This is a genomic window from Enterobacter sp. BNK-16, assembly GCF_048684955.1.
Taxonomy (GTDB): Bacteria; Pseudomonadota; Gammaproteobacteria; order Enterobacterales; family Enterobacteriaceae; genus Enterobacter; species Enterobacter bugandensis.
In genome coordinates this window covers 1,212,531-1,237,221 of the sequence record NZ_JBLQTQ010000001.1, presented here as the reverse complement: position 1 = coordinate 1,237,221, position 24,691 = coordinate 1,212,531, and the positions used below count along the sequence as shown (strand labels likewise).

Annotated in this window: 21 protein-coding genes and 1 tRNA gene; 15 read left to right on the top strand and 7 right to left on the bottom strand. The window is 54.7% G+C overall.

All coding sequences use genetic code 11. The features are described from left to right. Positions 1-66: 66 nt before the first annotated feature. Complete coding sequence (gene slmA, locus ACMGGH_RS05945; protein ID WP_028015015.1) at positions 67-663, top strand: nucleoid occlusion factor SlmA; 597 nt, start codon at positions 67-69, stop codon at positions 661-663. Positions 664-704: 41 nt separating this feature from the next. Here slmA and pyrE read toward each other — a convergent pair whose 3' ends face one another. Together pyrE and rph are read right to left on the bottom strand one after the other, a co-directional pair. Next, positions 705-1,346: an orotate phosphoribosyltransferase gene (gene pyrE / locus ACMGGH_RS05940; RefSeq protein WP_420299081.1), complete on the bottom strand. Its 642-nt coding sequence runs from the start codon at positions 1,344-1,346 to the stop codon at positions 705-707. Between the two features lie 68 nt (positions 1,347-1,414). Beyond that, positions 1,415-2,131, bottom strand: coding sequence for a ribonuclease PH (gene rph, locus ACMGGH_RS05935; RefSeq protein WP_010426431.1), 717 nt, complete (start codon positions 2,129-2,131; stop codon positions 1,415-1,417). Between the two features lie 125 nt (positions 2,132-2,256). Here rph and ACMGGH_RS05930 point away from each other — a divergent pair, with 125 nt between their 5' ends. Then, positions 2,257-3,120: a YicC/YloC family endoribonuclease gene (locus ACMGGH_RS05930; protein WP_028015013.1), complete on the top strand. Its 864-nt coding sequence runs from the start codon at positions 2,257-2,259 to the stop codon at positions 3,118-3,120. Positions 3,121-3,326: 206 nt separating this feature from the next. Beyond that, a complete protein-coding gene (locus tag ACMGGH_RS05925; RefSeq protein WP_023334014.1) occupies positions 3,327-3,944 on the top strand; it encodes a trimeric intracellular cation channel family protein in 618 nt (205 codons plus the stop codon). Between the two features lie 2 nt (positions 3,945-3,946). On the opposite strand, the gene ligB is transcribed toward ACMGGH_RS05925, so the two are convergent. After that, positions 3,947-5,617, bottom strand: a complete 1,671-nt coding sequence (gene ligB, locus ACMGGH_RS05920) for an NAD-dependent DNA ligase LigB (protein WP_232949119.1) — start codon at positions 5,615-5,617, stop codon at positions 3,947-3,949. Positions 5,618-5,868: 251 nt separating this feature from the next. Between ligB and gmk the strand changes: the two genes are divergently transcribed. Genes gmk through recG form a run of 5 tightly spaced genes read left to right on the top strand, consistent with a single transcriptional unit; the run spans position 5,869 to position 11,735 of the window. Beyond that, positions 5,869-6,492 carry a guanylate kinase gene (gene gmk, locus ACMGGH_RS05915; RefSeq protein WP_010426438.1) on the top strand — a complete coding sequence of 208 codons (624 nt, stop codon included), beginning with the start codon at positions 5,869-5,871 and terminating at the stop codon, positions 6,490-6,492. A gap of 54 nt (positions 6,493-6,546) precedes the next feature. Next, positions 6,547-6,822 carry a DNA-directed RNA polymerase subunit omega gene (rpoZ, locus tag ACMGGH_RS05910; protein ID WP_000135058.1) on the top strand — a complete coding sequence of 92 codons (276 nt, stop codon included), beginning with the start codon at positions 6,547-6,549 and terminating at the stop codon, positions 6,820-6,822. 19 nt (positions 6,823-6,841) lie between these two features. Next, complete coding sequence (gene spoT, locus ACMGGH_RS05905) at positions 6,842-8,956, top strand: bifunctional GTP diphosphokinase/guanosine-3',5'-bis pyrophosphate 3'-pyrophosphohydrolase (protein WP_028015011.1); 2,115 nt, start codon at positions 6,842-6,844, stop codon at positions 8,954-8,956. A 4-nt stretch (positions 8,957-8,960) separates the two neighbouring features. After that, positions 8,961-9,650: a tRNA (guanosine(18)-2'-O)-methyltransferase TrmH gene (trmH, locus tag ACMGGH_RS05900; RefSeq protein WP_028015010.1), complete on the top strand. Its 690-nt coding sequence runs from the start codon at positions 8,961-8,963 to the stop codon at positions 9,648-9,650. Positions 9,651-9,653: 3 nt separating this feature from the next. Beyond that, a complete protein-coding gene (recG, locus tag ACMGGH_RS05895; protein WP_048958508.1) occupies positions 9,654-11,735 on the top strand; it encodes an ATP-dependent DNA helicase RecG in 2,082 nt (693 codons plus the stop codon). Between the two features lie 2 nt (positions 11,736-11,737). Here recG and gltS read toward each other — a convergent pair whose 3' ends face one another. Then, positions 11,738-12,940, bottom strand: coding sequence for a sodium/glutamate symporter (gene gltS, locus ACMGGH_RS05890; RefSeq protein WP_045630230.1), 1,203 nt, complete (start codon positions 12,938-12,940; stop codon positions 11,738-11,740). Positions 12,941-13,165: 225 nt separating this feature from the next. Between gltS and xanP the strand changes: the two genes are divergently transcribed. From xanP to ACMGGH_RS05875, 3 genes are all read left to right on the top strand, one after another. Next, positions 13,166-14,557: a xanthine/proton symporter XanP gene (xanP, locus tag ACMGGH_RS05885; RefSeq protein WP_232949120.1), complete on the top strand. Its 1,392-nt coding sequence runs from the start codon at positions 13,166-13,168 to the stop codon at positions 14,555-14,557. A 119-nt stretch (positions 14,558-14,676) separates the two neighbouring features. Next, complete coding sequence (locus tag ACMGGH_RS05880) at positions 14,677-16,365, top strand: AsmA family protein (RefSeq protein WP_420299080.1); 1,689 nt, start codon at positions 14,677-14,679, stop codon at positions 16,363-16,365. Positions 16,366-16,536: 171 nt separating this feature from the next. After that, the gene (locus tag ACMGGH_RS05875) at positions 16,537-17,694 is read left to right on the top strand and encodes a DDE-type integrase/transposase/recombinase (RefSeq protein WP_232949191.1); all 1,158 of its coding nucleotides are present in this window, start codon (positions 16,537-16,539) and stop codon (positions 17,692-17,694) included. Positions 17,695-17,772: 78 nt separating this feature from the next. Here the strand turns inward: ACMGGH_RS05875 and yicI are convergent, their stop codons facing one another. Together yicI and ACMGGH_RS05865 are read right to left on the bottom strand one after the other, a co-directional pair. Next, positions 17,773-20,091, bottom strand: a complete 2,319-nt coding sequence (gene yicI / locus ACMGGH_RS05870; protein ID WP_232949021.1) for an alpha-xylosidase — start codon at positions 20,089-20,091, stop codon at positions 17,773-17,775. Positions 20,092-20,103: 12 nt separating this feature from the next. Beyond that, on the bottom strand, positions 20,104-21,495 hold the full coding sequence (locus ACMGGH_RS05865; RefSeq protein WP_045260802.1) for a glycoside-pentoside-hexuronide family transporter: 1,392 nt from the start codon (positions 21,493-21,495) through the stop codon (positions 20,104-20,106). 289 nt (positions 21,496-21,784) lie between these two features. Here ACMGGH_RS05865 and ACMGGH_RS05860 point away from each other — a divergent pair. The 4 genes from ACMGGH_RS05860 to ACMGGH_RS05845 all read left to right on the top strand — a co-directional run bounded on the left by ACMGGH_RS05860 (position 21,785) and on the right by ACMGGH_RS05845 (position 24,458). Continuing rightward, a tRNA-Sec gene (locus ACMGGH_RS05860) sits at positions 21,785-21,879 on the top strand. A gap of 131 nt (positions 21,880-22,010) precedes the next feature. Further along, on the top strand, positions 22,011-22,865 hold the full coding sequence (locus ACMGGH_RS05855) for a hypothetical protein (protein WP_045260803.1): 855 nt from the start codon (positions 22,011-22,013) through the stop codon (positions 22,863-22,865). After that, positions 22,866-23,204, top strand: coding sequence for a hypothetical protein (locus tag ACMGGH_RS05850; protein WP_045260804.1), 339 nt, complete (start codon positions 22,866-22,868; stop codon positions 23,202-23,204). It begins immediately after the preceding gene. Between the two features lie 249 nt (positions 23,205-23,453). Beyond that, positions 23,454-24,458: a retron St85 family RNA-directed DNA polymerase gene (locus ACMGGH_RS05845; RefSeq protein WP_232949020.1), complete on the top strand. Its 1,005-nt coding sequence runs from the start codon at positions 23,454-23,456 to the stop codon at positions 24,456-24,458. A gap of 3 nt (positions 24,459-24,461) precedes the next feature. Here the strand turns inward: ACMGGH_RS05845 and ACMGGH_RS05840 are convergent, their stop codons facing one another. Next, a complete protein-coding gene (locus ACMGGH_RS05840; RefSeq protein ID WP_072049692.1) occupies positions 24,462-24,650 on the bottom strand; it encodes a toxin-antitoxin system HicB family antitoxin in 189 nt (62 codons plus the stop codon). Between the last annotated feature and the right edge of the window lie 41 nt (positions 24,651-24,691).

Here is a 24,691-nt window from a genome sequence, read left to right as displayed (position 1 = left end):
GTCAGTTTGCGGTCGCTGTGTGGATGCCAGCCTGGCAAGTGCTTATTTTCAGGGGTATTTTGTAACATGGCAGAAAAACAAACCGCGAAAAGGAATCGTCGCGAAGAAATACTTCAATCTCTGGCTCTGATGCTTGAATCCAGCGATGGCAGTCAACGCATCACCACCGCCAAACTGGCCGCCTCTGTGGGCGTGTCTGAGGCGGCGCTGTATCGTCATTTCCCCAGCAAAACAAAAATGTTCGACAGCCTGATCGAGTTTATTGAAGACAGTCTGATCACGCGCATTAACCTGATTCTGAAAGATGAAAAAGATACCACCGCGCGTCTTCGTCTGATTGTGCTGTTAATTCTGGGCTTTGGGGAGCGCAATCCGGGTTTAACCCGTATCCTGACCGGCCACGCGCTAATGTTTGAGCAGGACAGGCTGCAGGGCCGCATCAATCAGCTTTTTGAGCGTATTGAAGCGCAGCTGCGCCAGGTGCTGCGCGAGAAGAAAATGCGTGAAGGCGAAGGATACAATACGGATGAAACATTGCTGGCAAGCCAGATACTGGCGTTTTGTGAAGGCATGCTCTCCCGCTTTGTGCGCAGCGAATTCAAATACCGACCAACGGACGATTTTGACGCCCGCTGGCCGTTAGTGGCAGCGCAGCTGCAGTAGCACCGCAGGCCCGGTAAGCGTAGCGCCGCCGGGCAATTTAATTACACGCCAAACTCTTCGCGATACGCCCGCACCGCCGCCAGGTGATCCGCCATCTCTGGCTTCTCTTCCAGATACGCAATCAGGTCTTTCAGAGTGATGATAGAGGTCACTTTGCAGCTGTAATCACGCTCTACTTCCTGGATAGCAGAGATATCGCCGCGACCACGCTCCTGACGATCAAGAGAAATCAGCACGCCAGCCAGCGTCGCACCGTTGGCCTGGATAATCTCCATAGATTCACGGATCGCGGTGCCTGCGGTAATTACGTCGTCGACCAGCATCACGCGGCCCTGCAGCGCGCTGCCCACAAGATTACCGCCTTCACCGTGGGTTTTGGCCTCTTTGCGGTTAAAGCAGTACGGCACATCACGGTCATGGTGCTCCGCCAACGCCACCGCCGTGGTGGTTGCAATCGGAATGCCCTTGTACGCAGGGCCAAACAGCAGGTCGAAATCAATCCCGGAAGCCACCAGCGCTTCGGCATAGAAGCGGCCTAACAGTGCCAGATCGCGCCCGGTATTAAACAGCCCGGCGTTGAAGAAATACGGGCTCTTACGCCCGGATTTCAGCGTAAATTCGCCAAACTTAAGTACCTGTTTATTAATCGCAAACTCAATAAACTGGCGCTGATACGATTTCATGGATTCGCTCCTTTGGTTTTTTCTGTCTTACAGGCAAAAAAAAGGCGACTCATTGGTCGCCTTTAAAATCAATTTTCTAACGCCGCTTTTTGCGTCGTTACAATGGATTCGATTCCCCCTCGGGCCAACGCCAGCAGGGAGAGAAGTTCTTCATGGGTGAACGGCTCACCTTCCGCCGTCCCCTGCACCTCAATGATACGACCATCTTCGGTCATCACCACGTTCATGTCGGTCTCGGCGGCAGAATCTTCAACATATTCCAGATCGCAAAGCGCTTCACCGTTAACGATCCCCACAGAAACCGCCGCGACCATCCCTTTCATAGGGTTGGTTTTCAGCTTACCGGCTGCAACCAGCTTGTTCAGGGCATCGGCCAGCGCCACACAGGCACCGGTAATGGACGCGGTACGCGTGCCGCCATCTGCCTGAATCACGTCGCAGTCCAGGGTAATAGTGAATTCACCGAGGATTTTCAGGTCAACGGCGGCGCGCAGCGCACGTGCGATCAGGCGCTGGATTTCCATGGTACGTCCACCCTGCTTACCCTTTGCCGCTTCACGGGCGTTACGGGTGTGGGTCGCGCGTGGCAGCATGCCGTACTCGGCGGTGATCCAGCCCTGGCCCTGACCTTTCAGAAAGCGCGGAACGCCCTCTTCGATGGACGCGGTGCAAAGCACTTTGGTGTCACCAAACTCAACCAGCACGGAGCCTTCAGCGTGTTTTGTATAGTTACGGGTCAGGGTGACGGGACGCACCTGATTGGCGCTACGACCTGATGGACGCATGATGGATTCTCCGGCTTGAAACGAATGTGGCTGCGCATTATACGGATAAAGGACGCTTATTCCTATCCTGAGAAGCCCCCGAAAGCTATAATCCCCCCATCTCTCCTTTAAAAACGGGAATGTCTATGATCCGCAGTATGACCGCCTACGCCCGGCGTGAAATCAAGGGTAGCTGGGGTAGCGCTACCTGGGAAATGCGTTCGGTAAACCAGCGCTATCTGGAAACATATTTCCGTATGCCGGAACAGTTCCGCAGCCTTGAACCTGTGGTGCGCGAGCGTATCCGTACGCGTCTGACCCGCGGGAAAGTGGAATGCAACCTGCGCTTTGAGCCCGATGCCAGCGCACAGGGCGAACTGATCCTCAACGAGAAGCTGGCAAAACAGCTCGTGAATGCGGCGAACTGGGTCAAAATGCAGAGCGATGAAGGCGAAATCAACCCGGTTGATATTCTGCGCTGGCCTGGCGTCATGGCCGCCGGCGAGCAGGATCTGGACGCGATTGCCGCAGAAATTCTGGCAGCCCTCGACGGCACGCTGGATGACTTTATCGTTGCCCGCGAAACCGAAGGTCAGGCGCTGAAAGCGATGATTGAGCAGCGCCTTGAAGGCGTCAGCGCTGAAGTGGCGAAGGTTCGCGCCCATATGCCGGAAGTGCTGCAGTGGCAGCGCGAGCGTCTGGTCGCCAAGCTGGAAGAAGCAGAAGTTCAGCTGGAAAACACCCGTCTGGAACAAGAGCTGGTGCTGATGGCGCAGCGTATCGATGTTGCCGAAGAGCTGGATCGTCTGGAAGCGCACGTTAAAGAGACCTACAACATCCTGAAGAAGAAGGAAGCGGTAGGCCGCCGCCTGGACTTTATGATGCAGGAGTTCAACCGCGAGTCGAACACTTTGGCGTCTAAGTCTATCAACGCTGAAGTGACCAACTCAGCGATTGAACTCAAGGTTCTGATTGAGCAGATGCGCGAGCAGATCCAGAATATTGAGTAATCGCTTTTTGGATGGTGTCGGCTGACGCCATCCATTATTATTTCTAATCCGAATTCCCGCCTCTTTTCAAATTCAGCAGCCAAGTATCAAAGATATTCAACATGCATTGATTAAATTTTATAGGTGAAACCCAATCGCCTTAGAAAATCTCAATCGTGATCTTGCGCACAAATCGCTAACCTTTCCGCGTTCACACCGGAGGGTATATGCTGCTTCACATTCTTTATCTTATTGGTATCACCGCTGAAGCCATGACTGGCGCTCTTGCCGCCGGGCGACGCCGGATGGACACCTTCGGCGTGATCATTATTGCCACTGCAACCGCCCTGGGCGGCGGTTCCGTGCGCGATATCCTGCTTGGCCATTACCCGCTCGGCTGGGTGAAACATCCTGAGTATGTGATTATCGTCGCAACGGCTGCCGTATTAACCACCATAGTGGCACCCGTTATGCCCCATCTGCGCCGCCTGTTCCTGGTGCTTGATGCACTGGGGCTGATCGTCTTTTCTATCATCGGCGCGCAAATCGCGCTCGATATGGGGGAAGGCCCGGTTATCGCCACCATTGCTGCCGTGGTGACGGGCGTTTTCGGCGGCGTGCTGCGCGATATGTTCTGCAAACGCATTCCTCTGGTCTTCCAAAAAGAGCTGTATGCCGGCATCTCCTTCGCCGCAGCGGTGCTCTACATTGCCCTGCAGCATTACGTTTCAAACCACGACGTGGTGGTCATCTCCACGCTGCTGTTTGGCTTTACGGCCCGCATGCTGGCGCTGCGTCTGAAGCTCGGATTGCCCGTGTTTCACTATAAGCACAGCGCCCACTGATCTCAGAACCCATTGATGTGCTGCTGAGCAAGCCACCTGACCAGCACATCGATCTCTGGCGCGTGCAGCCAGGCAACGATTTGCCGCGCCTTCTCCGCTCCCGTACCCGGCAAGGCCTGCCAGGCCTTTTCACTGCGTTCGCTCATCTTCTGCCACGACACATCTTCCAACGCCTTCAGCGAGGCCTGTGGCAGCGGAACACCCAGCGCCATAATCCAGCGGATAAAAGGCTGCTCATGCACCTGATTAAAGCGATGCCAGAGCGCCAGCCCGCGTGCGGCAGAGAATCCCGGCGTCGACTGCAGTTGCTCCTGCGTTAATAGCAGCCACGAAAAGAGGTGTTCAAAATGATGCGCCTGCCAGAGTGTGCGCCAGCCTGACTCACCTAATCCTTCAATGTTGAATACCTGCTTTGAACTGAGCCACGTCAGCCGGGCAAAGAACTGATCCATACACTCCGGCGAGGCATAAAAGCAACTCAGGGAGTGATAACGCGAGGCCGGAGGCTCTGGTTTTTGTCTGTCCGCTCCTCGCCAGACCACCTTATCAAACCGGGGGATACCCTGCCCTGCCAGGCTGACCTGGATCTGATCGCCCGGGGCAATATCCAGCCTCTGCCAGCGCCCAACCGAACCGAGACTCACTCGCTGCACCCGTTTATCGTCCAACTGCACAGACTCAAGTGCCGCCACGACAGAAATTTTGCCCGTGCGCCCCACGGAAAAAAGAATATTCCTGACCTCTGCGACCTGTGCCGCAGGCGAATATTTCCACGCGATAATCCAGTTGCCTTCGCCGGGCAGCCAACTCTCCCCTGTAGGTGGCTCCGCAGACCGAACCACTATGCCATCCGTGGCAAAGGGCAATGCCGTGTTTTGCCAGGCCAAACGCTGTTTTTCAACAGCATCAACCGCTTGTACGGGCAACGTATAGCGCGCCGTCAGGGAAAAACCTGCGCTGGACAGCTCAGACAGCCTGTTTTCCATTCCCTTCGGTCCATCCGGCCAGGCCCAGATAAATATTCCTGTCTGGCTCAGAAGCGCGTTGTCCTTTTGTCGCATCATCGCGCCCGCCACTTTTGCGCGAGCATTCATTCCGCCCATCTGCCGCTGGACGTGGTTTTCGCGTAGCCAGAAAAGCTCCCCCTGTAAGACGCTGTTTGCAAGCGCGCCGGATACCTCCTTGGGCACCGACGGGATCAAACGCACGCGGGCCGTCCAGTCCTCGCCTTTTAGCCCATTACCACGGCTGATGGCCCGCGCTAGCTTTCCGTTGCGATACACCAGCGTCACCGCCACGCCATCGACTTTAGGCTGCATCCATAGATTTTTCCGGCCGTGCATCCAGTGACCCAGCGCTTCTTTGCTGGCTGCTTTACGTACCCCCGTATGGGCAACAGGATGTTTTACGTTTCCCTCCAGCGCAGGAAGGGCGCTCTCAGCAAAATCGTTGCCGAAACAGCGCTGCCACTGGGTTAAACGGCCGTTGAGCTGGTCATACACTTCGTCACTGACCTCGCTCACCCCCAGCTTCCAGTAAGCCTCATCCCAGCGTTTGATTTGTGCACTTAATGACGTAATCTCTTTTTCGGCTTTTGCCTGTGACCACACCGGGCACACCGCCGCCCCGTAACCACACCACAACAGCATTAACCCGCTTATCCACCGCCACATCGCTATCCCTCCTTTGCAATGCAGGAGGTATAACCTGACGTGAGAAACGACGCTAATAGCAACCTTTCACGTTGCGAGGCGCTATCCAGCGTTAATTTTTATTGCTGCAAACCGCAGGTAAAACCTGAAAACGGTACGCAAAATTCAATAATCCAGGGGAAAAAGTGTGACAAAGGCTACGTCACACAGCGGCGACGTGTATAATAAGCCCGTATGTAGGACTTCTTCGTTAACACATACAAAAGACTCTCATGGCTCAAGGCACGCTTTATATTGTTTCTGCCCCTAGCGGCGCGGGTAAATCCAGCCTTATTCAGGCACTGTTAAAAACCCAACCGTTGTACGACACACAGGTTTCTGTTTCTCACACCACGCGAGCGCCGCGTCCGGGTGAAGTGCACGGTGAACACTATTTCTTTGTGGATCACGACGAGTTCAGAGCGATGATCGGCAGAGATGCGTTTCTTGAACACGCAGAAGTGTTTGGTAACTACTACGGCACCTCGCGTGAAACCATTGAGCAGGTTCTGGCGACGGGCGTGAATGTGTTCCTCGACATCGACTGGCAGGGCGCACAGCAAATTCGCAAGAAAATGCCTGACTCGCGCAGTATCTTTATTTTACCGCCGTCGAAGGATGAGCTGGATCGCCGCCTGCGTGGCCGCGGTCAGGACAGTGAAGAAGTCATCGCAAAGCGTATGGAACAGGCAGTTGCAGAAATGAGCCATTACGCGGAATATGATTACCTTATTGTGAATGATGATTTTGATGCCGCGCTGAGCGATCTCAAAACCATTCTTCGCGCAGAACGACTGCGTATGAGCCGCCAGAAGCAGCGACATGACGCATTAATCACCAAACTGTTGGCAGACTGAACCCACTTTCAGTATCATGCCCAGTCATTTCTTCACCTGTGGAGCATTTTAAGTATGGCACGCGTAACTGTTCAGGACGCTGTAGAGAAAATTGGTAACCGTTTTGACCTGGTGCTGGTCGCCGCGCGTCGCGCTCGTCAGATGCAGGTAGGCGGTAAAGATCCGCTGGTACCGGAAGAAAACGATAAAACCACCGTTATTGCACTTCGCGAAATCGAAGAAGGTCTGATCAACAATCAGATCCTCGACGTGCGTGAGCGCCAGGAGCAGCAAGAGCAGGAAGCCGCAGAACTGCAGGCCGTAACCGCCATTGCTGAAGGTCGTCGTTAATTAAACCTGCGGGTCGCCCTTGTATCTGTTTGAAAGCCTGAATCAACTGATTCAAACCTACCTGCCTGAAGACCAGATTAAGCGTCTTCAGCAGGCGTATCTCGTTGCACGTGACGCTCACGAGGGCCAGACACGTTCAAGCGGTGAACCCTACATCACGCACCCGGTTGCGGTAGCCTGTATTCTGGCCGAGATGAAACTCGACTACGAAACGCTGATGGCCGCCCTGCTGCACGACGTGATCGAAGATACCCCTGCCACCTACCAGGATATGGAACAGCTGTTTGGCAAAAGCGTTGCCGAGCTGGTGGAAGGGGTCTCTAAGCTTGATAAGCTGAAATTCCGCGACAAGAAAGAGGCGCAAGCCGAAAACTTCCGCAAGATGATTATGGCGATGGTGCAGGATATCCGCGTCATTCTCATCAAACTCGCTGACCGTACCCACAACATGCGCACGCTGGGCTCACTTCGCCCGGATAAACGTCGCCGCATTGCCCGTGAAACCCTCGAAATTTACAGTCCGCTGGCGCACCGTTTAGGTATCCACCACATCAAAACCGAGCTGGAAGAGCTGGGCTTTGAAGCGTTGTACCCGAACCGCTATCGCGTGATTAAAGAGGTGGTGAAAGCCGCACGCGGTAACCGTAAAGAGATGATTCAAAAGATCCTCTCTGAAATTGAAGGGCGTTTGCAGGAAGCGGGAATCCCGTGCCGCGTCAGCGGTCGCGAAAAACATCTTTACTCCATCTACTGCAAAATGGTGCTCAAAGAGCAGCGTTTTCACTCGATCATGGATATCTACGCGTTCCGCGTAATCGTCCACGACTCTGACACCTGCTACCGCGTGCTGGGGCAGATGCACAGCCTCTATAAACCGCGCCCGGGGCGCATGAAAGATTACATCGCCATTCCGAAAGCGAACGGCTATCAATCTTTGCATACCTCGATGATCGGTCCGCACGGCGTGCCTGTTGAAGTGCAGATCCGCACCGAAGACATGGACCAGATGGCAGAGATGGGTGTAGCCGCACACTGGGCTTACAAAGAGCACGGTGGCGAAAGCAGCACCACCGCGCAAATCCGCGCCCAGCGCTGGATGCAGAGCCTGCTGGAGCTTCAGCAGAGTGCGGGTAGCTCGTTCGAATTTATCGAGAGCGTTAAATCCGATCTCTTCCCGGATGAGATTTACGTTTTCACCCCAGAAGGCCGCATTGTCGAACTGCCTGCGGGCGCAACGCCGGTCGACTTCGCCTACGCCGTGCATACCGATATCGGGCACGCCTGCGTGGGCGCGCGCGTCGACAGACAGCCTTACCCGCTGTCTCAGCCGCTCTCCAGCGGCCAGACGGTCGAAATTATTACCGCGCCGGGCGCACGTCCGAACGCGGCCTGGCTGAACTTTGTCGTGAGTTCCAAAGCGCGCGCCAAAATTCGTCAGCTGTTGAAAAACCTCAAGCGCGATGACTCCGTCAGCCTGGGGCGTCGACTGCTCAACCACGCGTTGGGCGGCAGCCGCAAGCTGGCTGAGATCCCACCGGAGCATATTCAGCGTGAACTCGACCGTATGAAGCTCACGTCTCTGGACGATCTGCTGGCGGAAATTGGTCTGGGTAACGCGATGAGCGTCGTGGTGGCGAAAAACCTGCAGCAGGGCGAAGCGACGCCATCTGCTCCAGGCGCATCCGGCCATGCTCATCTGCCGATCAAAGGCGCGGACGGGGTGCTGATCACCTTCGCAAAATGTTGCCGTCCAATCCCTGGCGACCCGATTATTGCGCACGTCAGTCCGGGAAAAGGGCTGGTTATCCACCATGAATCCTGTCGTAACATTCGCGGCTACCAGAAAGAAGCCGAGAAGTTTATGGCGGTCGAGTGGGATAAAGAGACGGCGCAGGAATTTATCACCGAAATCAAGGTGGATATGTTCAACCACCAGGGTGCCCTGGCGAACCTGACGGCAGCCATCAACACGGCCTCGTCCAACATTCAGAGCCTGAATACGGAAGAAAAAGACGGCCGCGTCTATAGCGCCTTTATTCGTCTGACCGCTCGCGACCGCGTGCATCTGGCGAACATTATGCGCAAGATCCGCGTCATGCCGGACGTGATTAAAGTCACCCGAAACCGAAACTAGGTTTATGAATTCACAACGTTATGCCCGTATCTGCGAAATGCTTGCCAGACGCCAGCCTGACCTGACGGTCTGCATGGAGCAGGTGCATAAACCTCATAACGTCTCTGCCATCGTCCGTACCGCAGATGCCGTCGGCGTGCATGAAGTGCACGCCGTCTGGCCGGGTCACCGGATGCGCACCATGGTCTCAGCGGCGGCAGGCAGTAACAGCTGGGTTTCCGTCAAATCTCACCAGACGATTGGCGATGCCGTATCGCATCTGAAAGGACGCGGGATGCAGATCCTGGCGACAAACCTGTCCGATAAGGCCGTGGATTTCCGCGAGATTGACTATACCCGCCCGACCTGCATTTTGATGGGTCAGGAGAAAACCGGGATCTCCCAGGAAGCGCTGGATCTGGCGGATCGGGACATCATCATTCCGATGATCGGCATGGTCCAGTCCCTTAACGTCTCCGTGGCGTCCGCGCTCATTCTGTATGAAGCGCAGCGCCAGCGTCAGAACGCCGGGATGTACGAGCGCAGCAACAGCATGCTGCCGGAAGAAGAACAGCAGCGCCTGCTGTTTGAAGGTGGCTATCCGGTGCTGGCACGCGTTGCGAAGCAGAAAAAATTGCCTTACCCCCACGTCAACGCGCAGGGCGAAATTGAAGCCGATGCCGAGTGGTGGGCCACTATGCAGTACGCCGGGTAACCGATGAAAGGCCGCCTGCTGGATGCTATCCCGCTCAACAGCCTGACGGGCGTGGGCGCGGCGCAAAGCAATAAGCTGGCAAAAATTGGCCTGCACACCGTGCAGGATCTCCTGCTTCATCTCCCCCTGCGTTACGAAGACCGCACTCAGCTCTACAAGATTGGCGATCTGCTTCCCGCCATTTACGCCACCGTTGAAGGCGAAGTCCTGAACTGCAATATCACTTTCGGCGGACGCCGGATGATGACCTGTCAGATCAGCGACGGCACCGGCATCCTCACCATGCGTTTCTTTAACTTCAGCGCGGCGATGAAGAACAGTCTGGCGACCGGCCGTAGGGTGCTGGCCTATGGCGAAGCTAAACGCGGGAAATACGGCGCAGAGATGATCCACCCGGAGTACCGCGTGCAGGGCGATCTCAGCACGCCGGAACTGCAGGAGACGCTCACCCCGGTTTACCCGACGACCGAAGGCATCAAGCAGGCGACGCTGCGTAAGCTCACCGATCAGGCCCTGGAGCTGCTGGACACCTGTGCCATTACCGAACTGCTGCCGCCAGAACTGGCTCAGGGGATGATGAGCCTGCCCGAGGCGCTGCGCACCCTGCACCGCCCGCCGCCAACGCTGCAGCTCAGCGATTTAGAAAGCGGTAAACACCCCGCCCAACGGCGTCTTATCCTTGAGGAATTACTGGCGCATAACCTGAGCATGCTGGCGCTGCGCGCCGGCGCGCAGCGTTTCCACGCTCAGCCGTTAAGCCCGAATGATGTGCTCAAAGATAAGCTGCTGGCCTCGCTGCCCTTTAAGCCCACCGGCGCGCAGGCGCGCGTCACCGCCGAGATTGAGCGCGATATGGCGCTCGACGTGCCGATGATGCGCCTGGTGCAGGGCGACGTAGGTTCAGGTAAAACGCTGGTTGCCGCCCTGGCCGCCTTGCGCGCCATCGCCCACGGCAAACAGGTCGCCCTGATGGCGCCGACAGAGCTGCTGGCCGAGCAGCACGCCAATAATTTCCGCGCCTGGTTCGCACCGCTCGGGATTGAGGTGGGCTGGCTCGCCGGAAAGCAAAAAGGCAAAGCGCGTCTTGCGCAGCAGGAAGCCATCGCCAGCGGCCAGGTGCAGATGATTGTCGGCACACACGCTATCTTTCAGGAGCAGGTGCAGTTTAACGGCCTCGCGCTGGTGATTATCGATGAACAGCACCGCTTCGGCGTGCATCAGCGTCTGGCGCTGTGGGAAAAAGGGCTGCAGCAGGGCTTCCACCCGCACCAGCTGATCATGACCGCCACGCCGATCCCGCGTACCCTGGCGATGACCGCCTACGCCGATCTGGATACCTCTACCATCGACGAACTGCCGCCGGGCCGAACGCCGGTGACGACGGTCGCCATACCGGATACGCGCCGCAGCGACATCATTGACCGCGTGCGCAACGCCTGCACCCATGAAGGGCGCCAGGCCTACTGGGTCTGTACCCTGATTGAAGAGTCTGAACTGCTGGAAGCCCAGGCCGCCGAAGCGACGTGGGAAGAGCTCAAGCTGGCACTGCCCGAGCTGAACGTTGGCCTGGTTCACGGCCGCATGAAGCCTGCCGAGAAGCAGGCGGTGATGCAATCCTTCAAACAGGGGGAACTACATTTGCTGGTCGCGACGACGGTCATCGAAGTGGGCGTTGACGTACCCAACTCCAGCCTGATGATTATCGAAAACCCGGAACGTCTGGGGCTTGCCCAGCTCCACCAGCTGCGCGGGCGCGTTGGCCGCGGCGCGGTAGCGTCTCACTGCGTCCTGCTCTACAAAGCACCGCTTTCAAAAACCGCCCAGATGCGACTGCAAGTGCTGCGCGATAGCAATGACGGCTTCGTGATTGCGCAAAAAGACCTGGAGATACGCGGCCCGGGCGAACTACTGGGCACGCGCCAGACGGGAAATGCTGAATTCAAAGTGGCGGATTTACTGCGCGATCAGGCCATGATCCCGGAAGTTCAGCGCCTTGCGCGCCATATTCATGAACGCTACCCCGAACAGGCGGCAGCGTTAATTGAGCGCTGGATGCCAGAAACCGAACGGTATTCCAACGCCTGATCTCAGGCAAATATCGGCAGCATCAGGTACAGCTTGATCACCAGCGCGTTGACGATATCAATGAAGAATGCGCCGACCATCGGGACCACCAGAAACGCCATATGCGATGGCCCGAACCGTTCGGTGATCGCCTGCATGTTGGCGATAGCCGTTGGGGTAGCCCCCAGACCAAACCCGCAGTGACCGGCCGCCAGCACCGCCGCATCATAGTTTTTCCCCATCATGCGCCAGGTCACGAACATGGCATACAGCGCCATAAACAGCGCCTGCACCGCCAGAATCGCCACCATCGGCAGCGCCAGCGAGGCCAGCTCCCACAGCTTAAGGCTCATCAGCGCCATCGCCAGGAACAGCGACAGACAGACGTTGCCAAGCACCGATACCGCACGGTCAAACACGCGATAGAAGCCCATCAGCGCCAGACCGTTGCTCAGGATCACCCCGATAAACAGCACGCAGACAAAGGTCGGCAGTTCAAACGCCGTTCCCGCCAGCCATTGCGCAACCACTTTGCCCACGGTCAGGCAGATGGCAATCATCGCGATGGTTTCAATCATCACCAGCGAGGTGATGCTGCGTCCAACGTCCGGTTTTTCAAACGCGGTCGGCACCATTTCATCGTCCGGTCTGCCATTCGGCGTGGTGGAGTGCTTCACCAGATAACGCGCTACCGGGCCGCCAATCAGGCCACCCAGTACCAGGCCAAAGGTCGCGCAGGCCATCGCCACTTCCGTCGCGTTTTCAAAACCGTAGCGTTCGACGAACAGCTTGCTCCACGCCGCGCCGGTGCCGTGACCGCCCGAAAGGGTAATCGACCCCGCCAGCAGCCCCATCAGCGGATCCAGCCCCAGCAGCGTTGCCATACCGATGCCAATGGCGTTCTGCATCAGCAGCAGCCCCACCACCACAATCAGGAATACGCCGAGCACCTTACCGCCCGAGCGCAGGCTCGCCAGGTTGGCGTTCAGGCCGATGGTGGCAAAGAAAGCCAGCATCAGCGGGTCTTTCAGGGACATATCAAAATCAATTTCCCAGCCCATGCTTTTTTTCAGTATCAGCAAGGCCAGCGCCACCAGCAGACCGCCGGCGACAGGTTCAGGAATAGTGTATTTTTTCAAAAAGGAAACGCTGTGGACCAGCTTGCGACCAAGCAGAAGAACCAGCGTTGCGGCAACAAGGGTCGACAACGTATCGAGATGAATCATAAAAGGCTCCTGTTATGCGCGTATTCCATACACACGCGGCGTTATCCTGGGCCGGTTTGCGCTCGTCATGAGCCCCCGGCGCAAAAAGTGTAATTTTTTTTTCCGATAGGTTGTAAAAAACCTGCTCACAGCGGCAGATTTTCTTCCTTTTTTTTGCTGGCAATCGTTTGCTTTTACCAGGTGGTCAGATAAAATGCCCGCTTTTCCACCGTGGGATTGCCGCCGATGTCCGTTAACACCATAGAATCGCCAGATGCGCAACCGATTGCGCAGAAGCAAAATAGCGAACTGATTTACCGCCTTGAAGACCGACCGCCGCTGCCGCAGACGATTTTTGCCGCCTGCCAGCATCTTCTGGCGATGTTTGTTGCGGTGATCACCCCGGCGCTGCTGATTTGCCAGGCACTCGGTTTACCGGCGCAGGACACGCAGCACATTATCAGTATGTCTCTGTTCGCCTCCGGCGTGGCCTCCATTATTCAAATTAAAGCCTGGGGCCCGGTGGGGTCTGGGCTACTGTCGATTCAGGGCACCAGCTTTAACTTCGTGGCGCCGCTGATCATGGGCGGTACGGCGCTGAAAACCGGCGGTGCGGATGTTCCGACCATGATGGCGGCGCTGTTCGGCACGCTGATGCTGGCAAGCTGCACAGAGATGGTCATCTCCCGCGTGCTGCACCTGGCTCGCCGTGTGATCACCCCGCTGGTTTCCGGCGTGGTAGTGATGATTATCGGCCTGTCGCTGATTCAGGTGGGCCTCACCTCCATCGGCGGCGGCTACGCGGCAATGAGCGACCACACCTTCGGCGCGCCGAAAAACCTGCTGCTGGCGGGCGTGGTGCTGGCGATCATTATTTTGCTTAACCGTCAGCGTAACCCTTACCTGCGCGTGGCCTCGCTGGTGATCGCCATGGCGGCGGGCTATCTGCTGGCGTGGGCGCTGGGGATGCTGCCGGAGAACACCGCGCCGACCAACAACGCGCTGATCACCGTCCCAACGCCGCTTTATTACGGCCTGGGCATAGACTGGGGTCTGCTCCTGCCGCTGATGCTGGTCTTTATGATTACTTCTCTGGAGACCATCGGTGATATCACCGCCACCTCCGATGTCTCCGAGCAGCCGGTGTCCGGCCCGCTGTACATGAAGCGTCTGAAAGGCGGCGTGCTGGCGAACGGCCTGAACTCGTTTGTCTCTGCGGTATTCAACACCTTCCCGAACTCCTGCTTCGGCCAGAACAACGGTGTGATCCAGTTGACCGGCGTGGCCAGCCGCTACGTTGGTTTCGTGGTGGCGCTGATGCTGATCGTCCTCGGCCTGTTCCCGGCGGTGAGCGGCTTTGTGCAGCACATTCCTGAGCCGGTGCTGGGCGGCGCAACGCTGGTGATGTTTGGGACTATCGCGGCCTCCGGCGTGCGTATCGTCTCCCGCGAGCCGCTGAACCGCCGCGCAATCATGATTATCGCGCTGTCGCTGGCCGTTGGTCTGGGTGTTTCCCAGCAGCCGCTGATCCTGCAGTTTGCGCCGGACTGGGTGAAAAACCTGCTCTCTTCCGGCATTGCCGCGGGCGGTATCACCGCTATCGTGCTGAACCTCGTTTTCCCGCCTGAGAAGAACTGATCTCCCTCACGGCAGGCAGTCAATGCCTGCCGTGACATCTAATTACACCATTCCCGCCTTGAGCATTGCGCATAAATCGTGCATAACTCCCTTATGTTCGTTTCGCGGGATGGAAGACCATGAAATTTATTGGAAAGCTACTCGTCTATCTTCTGGTAGCCCTGCTTATTGTGCTGCTGGCGCTCTATATTTTGCTCCAGACCCGCTGGGGCGCGGCGCAGGTCAGCAGCTGGATTACGGTGAATACCGACTACGAACTCAGTTTCGACAGGATGAATCACCGCTTTTCATCGCCTTCCCACCTCATTCTGGAAAATGTCACCTTTGGGCGGGACGGTAAACCCGCCACATTAGTTGCCAAAAAAGTCGATATTGGCCTGAGCAGCCGTCAGATCACCGCTCCGCTGCACATGGGCACTATCACTCTGTTCGACGGCACGCTGAATCTCTCGCCTCAAACAGCGCCTCTGCCCTTCCAGGCCGATCGTCTGCAGCTGAACAACATGGCCTTTAACAGCCCGAATACTGAATGGGATCTGAGCGCACAGAAGGTCACGGGCGGCGTCAGCCCATGGCAGCCAGAAGCCGGGAACGTGCTGGGTAAAAACGCGAAGATCCAGATGAGCGCCGGCTCGCTGACCCTGAACGGCGTACCGGCCACCAACGTGCTAATCGACGGCCAGTTGAACGGCAAGGAGGTGGTGCTGAACACTATTGGTGCCGATATGGCCCGTGGCTCGCTCACCGGATCCGCCCTGCGTAACGCTGACGGAAGCTGGATAATCGACACCATGCGCCTGAACGAGATCCGCCTGCAGAGCGACAAAACGCTGAAAGCGTTCTTCGCGCCGCTGGCTACCATCCCCTCCCTGCAAATTGGCCGTCTGGAGGTCACCGATGCCCGCCTGCAAGGCCCGGACTGGGCGGTGACCGATCTCGACTTAAGCCTGCGCAACCTGACTCTCAGCAAAGGCGACTGGCAGAGCCAGGAAGGTCGCCTGTCCATGAACGCCAGCGAGTTTATCTTCGGCTCGCTGCATCTGTTTGACCCGATCCTGAATGCGGAGTTTTCCCCGAAGGGCATAGCGCTGCGTCAGTTCACCTCCCGCTGGGAAGGCGGTATGGTGCGCACGTCCGGCAACTGGCTGCGCGACGGTAAAGCGCTGGTTCTGGACGATGTTGCTATCGCCGGGCTGGAGTACACCCTTCCTGAAAACTGGAAAACGCTGTGGATGGAGCCGCTGCCGGAATGGCTGAACAGCGTCACGCTGCAAAAATTCGGCCTGAGCCGCAACCTGGTGATCGACATCGATCCCGCCTTCCCGTGGCAGATCACCTCCCTGGATGGCTACGGCGCAAACCTGCAGCTGGCGAAAGATCGCCAGTGGGGCGTCTGGGGCGGCAGCGCAACATTAAACGGCGCGGCGGCGACCTTTAACCGCGTGGACGTGCGCCGTCCGTCGCTGGCGTTGAATGCTAACGCCGCCACGGTGAACATTAGCGACCTGAGCGCGTTTACCGAGAAAGGGATTTTGGAGGCGACCGCCACCGTGTCACAGCTGCCACAGCGGCAAACCACGGTGAGCCTCAACGGGCGCGGCGTACCGCTCAACGTGCTGCAGCAGTGGGGCTGGCCTGCGTTACCGATTACGGGCGACGGCAATATTCAGATGACCGCCAGCGGCAGCGTGCAGGCGAATGCGCCACTGAAGCCGACGGTGAATGGGAAGCTGAGCGGGGTAAATATGGATAAGCAGCAGGTTGAGCAGACGATGACGGGCGGCGTGGTTGCAACGCCTGTGCAATAAAGTTTTTGATGTTTGTTCCCTCTCCCTTTGGGAGAGGGTCAGGGTGAGGGCATCAGAGCGCATAATTACCTTAGGCCCGGTAAGCGAAGGGTATGAACCGGAAACATGGGTAACACTTTAGACCGGATACATGGGTAACAGTTATAACTGGCATAGAAGAGGAGACTCGCTATGCCCTGGACTGAGACCCGACCTATGCAACGCCTTGATTTTATCCGTGCCTGCCATGCAGGTACGGACTCCTTCTCCGCTCTTTGCCGTCTTTTTGGCATCAGCCGCAAAACCGGCTACAAATGGCTTCAGCGTTTTGACCCTTCTGACCTGTCCTCTCTCTCTGACCGGTCGCGCGCACCACGCTCCCACTCCCGGACGGTTCCTGATGAGGTCGTCGGACACCTGACTACCCTGCGTCAGAAACACCCTGACTGGGGCCCGAAAAAACTGCGGATGTGGCTACTCAATCATCACGTCGATTTTACCGTTCCTGCTGCCAGCACTGTTGGCGATATCCTCAAGCGTGAAGGCCTGGTACCTGACAGAAAGAGAAAGCGCAGAACGCCGGGGAATCGCCGGCCCCTGACCAGCATCAGTGAGAACAATCAGGTCTGGAGCGCTGATTTTAAAGGCAAGTTCAGGCTGCTGAGCAGAGAATACTGTCATCCCTTCACCCTGACCGACAACCACAGCCGGTATCTGCTGAGCTGCCGTGGAACGGACCGTGAGAGCGAGCCCTTCGTCAGGCACTGTCTGACGGAGGCGTTCCTGGAGTACGGTCTGCCGGACGTTCTGAGAACCGATAATGGTCAGCCCTTCGCAGGGACGGGTATCGCCGGGTTAAGTCGTCTTGCAGTCTGGCTGATAAAGCTGGGCGTCAGACCGGAACGAATCCGCCGGGGCCATCCCGAAGAGAACGGGCGGCACGAACGCATGCACCGTTCCCTGAAAAGTGCGCTGGCGCAGGGGAACACCTTCATGACGATGGAAGAACAACAGCGGTGGTTCAGTGACTACCGGAAAGAATTTAACTATGAAAGACCGCATGAAGCCCTGGCGGGTGCAACGCCCGGAACGGTGTGGCAACCCTCGAAGCGACAGTGGGATGGCCGTGTTCCTGACTATGCCTATCCGTCAGGAGGAACGGTCTACAGAGTGAAATCGAGGGGGACACTCTATATGGGGAAAAAGGGGACGGTGTTCCTGAGTGAAGCGCTGACTGATGAGTACATCATGCTGGAAGAACAAGATGATGGCCTTGAGGCCATCATCTTTAACGGAATAACGCTTGCGTACTACGACCGAAAAACCCAGAGTGTGCTCCGGATAGACTAAAAGTGTTACCTATGTTCCCGGTCTGATCTGTCACCTATGTATCCGGTCATACAGAAGCGCCACCGGGCATTTTCCACCTCAGAGCTGAACCACCACCTCATTCCCCTCCGCTTTCACCACCACACCCCACTCGCTGCCCGCGTGCGAGCCGTCTTTCACGCCACTCACCTTCTGCACGTTGCGCAAGCACACCGACCAGTTTTGCGCGTCACCCGCGCCGGTAAAGGTCACGATGTCGCCCTGACGCGATGCCTTCAGCGTAAATGCCACAGACCCGTCCGCCGCAGGCACTTCGCTCACCGCCGCTGCGCCATCCTCCAGGTTAAACAGCTGGAAGGCCGTCCCCGCGTTCCACGCGTAGTCCGGCTTCTGGTTATTGTTGCCCAGCGCCAGCAGCGTGTTGTCGCGCACGTAGACCGGCAGGCTCATAAAATCGTGCTGCTGCTTATGCCAGCGGCTGCCATGGATTTCGTCGTTGTGCCACAGGTGGGTCCAGCGGCCTTCCGGCAGGTAGAACTGCACGTCGCCCGCCTCGGAGAACACCGGAGCGACCATCAGGGCATCCCCCAGCATGTATTGACGGTCGAGGTAATCACACGCCGGATCGTCCGGGAACTCCAGCATCATCGCGCGCAGCATCGGCGTGCCGAACTCGCGGGCCAGCGCCGCCTGACGGTACAGGTACGGCATCAGCTGGCACTTCAGCTGCGTGAAGTGGCGCACCACGTCGCAGGACTCGTCATCGTACGCCCACGGCACGCGGTAGGATTTGCTGCCGTGCAGGCGGCTGTGGCTGGAGAACAGCCCGAACGCGCACCAGCGTTTATAGACGTGCGCCGGAGCGGTGTTTTCGAACCCGCCGATATCGTGGCTCCAGAACCCGAAGCCGGACAGGCCAATCGACAGCCCACCGCGCAGGCTTTCCGCCATCGACTCGTAGTTGGCGTAGCAGTCGCCGCCCCAGTGTACCGGGAACTGTTGCGCTCCGACGGACGCCGAGCGGGCAAAAAGCACCGCCTCCTCTTCGCCGACGGTCTCTTTCAGCACGTTCCACACCAGTTCGTTATAAATGTAGGCGTAGTGGTTGTGCATCTTCTGCGGATCGGAACCGTCGAACCACTGCACGTCGGTCGGGATACGCTCGCCGAAGTCGGTCTTGAAGCAGTCAACGCCGATATCCACCAGGCCTTTCAGCTTGTCGGCATACCACCGGCATGCGTCCGGATTGGTGAAGTCGTAAATCGCCAGCCCCGGCTGCCATTTGTCCCACTGCCACAGGGAGCCGTCCGGGCGCTTGAGCAGGTAGCCCTTCGCTTTCAGCTCCTGGAAGATCGGGGATTTCTGGCCGATGTACGGGTTGATCCACACGCAGACCTTCAGCCCTTTCTCTTTCAGGCGGCGGATCATCCCTTCCGGATCCGGGAAGGTCACCGGGTCCCATTCGAAGTCGCACCACTGGAAGGCCTTCATCCAGAAGCAGTCGAAGTGGAACACGTGCAGCGGCAGGTCGCGCTCGGCCATGCCGTCGATAAAGCTGTTCACCGTGGCTTCGTCGTAGTTGGTGGTGAACGACGTGGTCAGCCACAGGCCGAATGACCACGCCGGCGGCAGCGCCGGACGCCCGGTGAACTGCGTATAGCGGTTCAGCACCTCTTTTGGCGTCGGGCCGTCGATCACGAAATACTCCAGATATTCCCCTTCCACGCTGAACTGCACTTTAGAGACCTTCTCGGAGCCGACTTCAAACGAGACGTTTTCCGGGTGATTCACCAGCACGCCGTAGCCGCGGTTGGTCAGGTAGAATGGGATATTTTTGTAGGACTGCTCGGTGCTGGTGCCGCCGTCGCGGTTCCAGGTTTCGACCGTCTGGCCGTTGCGCACCAGCGCGGTAAAGCGCTCGCCCAGGCCGTAGACTGTTTCCCCCACGCCCAGATCCAGACGCTCGAACACGTAATTACGGTCGGTGTTACTGTCCTGCACGTAGCCGTTGTTTTTCAGCTGGCTGCCGGTAATGCGCTGGCCGTTGCGCAGGAAATCCAGCGCCCAGAACTCGCCTTTGGTGACGCGCACGCTGACGCTGCCGCTTTTCAGCTCGGCAAATTCGGCGTTGTTTTCAATCTCGACCTTCACGTCTTTCAGAACGTTCAGGGGATAGTGCGGGCCGTTGTTCAGCGCGCCCTGGAAGTGCTCGATGCGCACCCCGACAATCCCTTCCTGCGGGGAAAACAGGCGCACCGTGAACATCAACGTGTCGAGCTGCCAGGTGCGCTCACGCACGTCGCGCGGCGCAACATACACCACCAGGTCATTGCCCTGCTGCTCCACGTCGAACACCTGAACCGGATAGGTCACGTTCAGGCCCGGTTGAATAAGCCAGTTTCCATCACTGATTTTCATGCTTTCGTCCTCTTAGTTCTGCAATTCTTTACTGACCGGCAGGTTTTCAAAATCCTGCTGATTGCGGCGCGCGCCCTGCGCCAGCTCACCCAGGATTTTGGTCAGGAAGGGGGTTTTCAGCGTGTAGTAGCGTTTGGCGATAATGGCGCTCAGCACGTAGCAGATCGCCGGTGCCAGCGTAAACAGGCCGATAATGATGCTGATGGTCGCGCTGTTCTGGGTTTTGGCCGCCGCGTCGTAGCCGCCGCCTGCCAGCATCCAGCCGATCATCGCCCCGCCCAGCGCCAGGCCGAGCTTCAGCACGAACAGCGTGCCCGCAAAGCTGATGCCGGTCAGGCGTTTGCCGTTGGTCCATTCGCCGTAGTCGACGGTATCGGACATCATCACCCACTGGATTGGCGTCACCAGCTGGTGCAGCACGCCGATGACGAAGATAAAGGCGAACATCAGCACCGTGGCGTGCATCGGCACGAAGAACATCGCCACGCTGACCACCGCCAGCGCGGCGTTGGTCCACCAGAAGATGCTGACCTTGCACTTCCAGTCAGTGAGCGGTTTCGCCAGCGCGGAGCCGATCAGGTTGCCGACGCAGTAGGTGGTGAGGAACGCGACGAACACTTCCGGCGAGCCCATGATCCAGGTGCAGTAGTACATCATCGCCCCGCCGCGTACGCAGACGGCGAGGATATTGAGGATGGTCAGCACGCCGACAATGCGCCACTGGTCGTTTTGCCAGATATCGCGCAGGTCTTCCCGCATGGAGGTGGTGCTCGGCGGCACCTGGATGCGCTCTTTGGTGGTGAAGAAGCAGAACGCCAGCATCAGGAACGCGACCACCGACAGCACGGCGATCCCGCCCTGGAAGCCGAACGCCTTATCGTCGCCACCAATCAGGTTCACCAGCGGCATCATCAGCACCGTGGAGAGCATGCCGCCCGCGGTCGCCAGCACGAAGCGCCAGGACTGAAGGGATATACGCTGCGTCGGGTCACTGGTGATTACCCCGCCCAGCGCGCAGTACGGGATGTTGACCACGGTATAGAGCAGGGTCAGCAGGGTGTAAGTCACGGCGGCATAAACCATTTTTCCGTTGAGACTGAGGTCCGGCGTGGTGTAGGCCAGCACGCAGACGATGCCGAACGGGATGGCACCGAACAAAATCCACGGGCGGAACTTGCCCCAGCGGCTGCGGGTGCGGTCGGCAATCAGCCCCATGCACGGGTCGGAGATCGCATCCAGCGCGCGGGCCAGCAGGAACATGGTGCCGACAAACCCGGCGGGAATGCCGAAAATATCGGTGTAGAAAAACATCATGTACAACATGACGTTATCAAAAATGATGTGGCTGGCGGCGTCACCCATGCCGTAGCCAATCTTCTCTTTTACTGACAATACTTCGCTCATCTTTTTTATCCTTCACGCTGTAGGGGGCGCTGAGACCGGTTGCATTGGTTTTAAACCATTGTTTCAACGGCGGGTATTGCGTTTTCTGGTTAGCAGATTACGTTTCTTGTTTTTTGTGATCGCGATAAATGTTGGAGAGCACAAAAGGCTAACCTGAGGATTTTCTTAGGAATTAGCTGAAACAGGGGGGTACAGGTCAAAAGAGAGGTGAAAAAAGTGGTGTGGGGTATGTGGTAAATGCCTGAAAGTAGCTATAATGCGCCCCGCCTCCATGTAGCAATCGAGGCGCGGAAGATCGTCATCTCCGGTGAGGTGGCTGGACTTCAAATCCAGTTGGGGGCGCCAGCGTTCCCGGGCAGGTTCGACTCCTGTGATCTTCCGCCAAAAATATATCCTTTCACACCATATTTTTTGAAGAAATAACTTGCTTTCCATTGCCCATGAGGATTTACAACAATTTTTGTTTGTGGTATTGATCGAACATGAAAAGTAATCTTATCAATTAATATTACAAAATGAGAAAATCAATATTCGACATTGTTTTTAAGTTACATAAAAAGCAGCCATGGCTTGCAGAAAAACATGACGAAGTTTCTACTCTTCTATTTGAAGATTGCAAAGATGATAATCAACAAGATCTAATTATAGAATTATTAGATAGATTCATATATCTTGATGATTCTAAATTTAATGATGCTCTAACCACCCTTTGCGATGAAATCGTAACTGATCCATCTCTTGAAAGCGATCAAACTCAAATAGTTTCTTTATCTGCTGATAATAGTCCTGACAGTGGACAATATATACTGTATGCCTTAAAACCTAGGCTTGAAAAAAGAGAATGGCGAAATCATATATCCGTTAATAGATATGGTGCTTCTTTTAAAGAATTTAATAGACATGGTGGCGTTCACAAAAAGATAGTTTTAGTTGATGAATTCATAGGTAGTGGACAAAGTGCAATTGGTCGATTTAATGAATTGAGGCGTATTTATGAAAGGCAAGGGATTGTAGATATTGATATAAAAATCTTCGTCATTGCTGCATCTACCGTTGGATTAGAGAGACTAAGACAAGAAAACATACCAGTTACTTATATATATGAAATAAAACGTGGAATCAGTGATTTTTATGATAATAAGGAAAAGAAAGAGAGCCTACTCACGATAATGGATATATTGGAAAAGACATTATCACAAAACTACAAAGGTAGAGACTTACCAAAAAATGGTTATGGAGAAACTGAGTCTCTTTACGCTAGAACTGAGGGGAATACGCCGAATAGCGTATTCCCAATTTTTTGGTGGCCAATATATCTTGATGAAAGAAGCAGGAAAACATTATTAACCAGAGCCATGGGAGACGCATAAATGCAACATAAAATAGAAATCGAAATTCTAAAAATTTTGTTAAAGTCATCTCATGGTTTAGAAGCATTCACCATATTTAAAAGACTTAAAATATCTTTTTCATCTTTCATTAAAAATATGACTTCATTAACTAATAAAGGGATGATTGAAGAAGCCAAAGAAGAGTTTTACAAAATAACAAGCATAGGTATTTCGCAACTCAACCTTGCAAAAAAAAATAATAGCACGTATACATGGTTGGCTCTTCCAGAACGATTTGAACCTGAAAAATTTGATGTAAATTCTTTTTATATTCCTAACCGCAGACTTCTTGATAAAATCACTTTCAAAAGTGAATGAATTATGATAAATAGGATGCAGACTTGTAGAAACTAGCACGTTGGAGTGTAGTCGCTCCTTGGTTAAGGGTCACTTTAACCACGACTATACGGATAACTCCGTATAGTCGCTTCGAATAGCGTTGCTATTCTCGCGGTTCTTTCAAGGTCGAGATGTCGCGTCACGCAACATCTCGCTCTTGAAGAGAACTTAGGTGTCAGGTATAGAAAGTAGTTTCTACAAGTCATTTTATTTTGACAGGATATAATTATGAGACGTGAATGGGAAGATTTTTATCTTGAAAAAGGTATAAATACCAATTTTATATCTACTTATCTTGATTATATTAAAACTTTAGAGTCTCGAAACATTCCCGTAATCTTTGAAGTTGAACACTTATCTAAGCTTATTGGAATAAAATACCCTGAAATCAACGACATTGTTTTTGGAACAAAATCGTTTTATCGCGAATTTAAAATACCGAAAAAGAAAGGAGGATATCGAAAAATATCTTCACCTTATCCATCGCTACGTAAGTGTCAGACATGGATTCATGAAAAATTACTATATTCTTTACGAACTCATAAAAATGCGTTTGCATATAAGAAAGGCAAATCAATTATAGATAATGCAGAACAGCATTTGAATAATCATTTCTTACTTAAAATTGACATCAAAGATTTTTTTCCTAGCATACCAATAAATTGGGTAATTAAATTATTTGATTCTCTGGGATATGCGAAAAATGTATCTTATGCACTAGCATCATTATGTTGTCTTGACGGTTGCTTACCTCAAGGCGGCATCACTAGCCCTTCACTAAGTAATATATTACTTTATCCATTAGATGAACGACTGTCAAAATTGGCGTTAAAATTTAATTTGAAATATAGCCGATATGCCGATGATATGGTTTTTTCTGGCGAAGCGATTCCGTCAAAATTTATTAGTTATGTAACTGACATAATTGAAAGCTATGGTTTCATTTTAAATAAAGAAAAAACGAAACTGCTGAACAACACAAAACAAAAAATAGTGACGGGAATTGACGTTAGTAAAGATAAGTTACAATTACCGAGAAAAACCAGGCGTGAAATTAGAAAAACCATGCATTATATTAAAAAATACGGGATTTTTAGTCACATTAATAATGAAAAAATTAAAGACCCTAATTACATAAAAAGTTTAGAAGGAAAAATTCGTTTTTGGTTACAAGTTGAGCCAGATAACCAAGAGGCCAGAAGTTACATTGAACACATTAATCAAATGAAGTAATGATTACTCCTTTTCTGAACGAAGGCGTGCTAGTTCATTCCTGCCTAGAATTTTAAACCAATTCCCTAAACTTAATCCCGCATCCTTAGCTGCAGCCTCAAACTGCGCTTTCAACTCCGGCGTAATACGAATCTGAAAAGTCGGTGCTTTTCCGGATTTTGACTGATTAGGGTCACGTTTAGCTGTTGGCATGTACGTACCTACAAGAGCAAGATATCTTCATTGAGGTACGT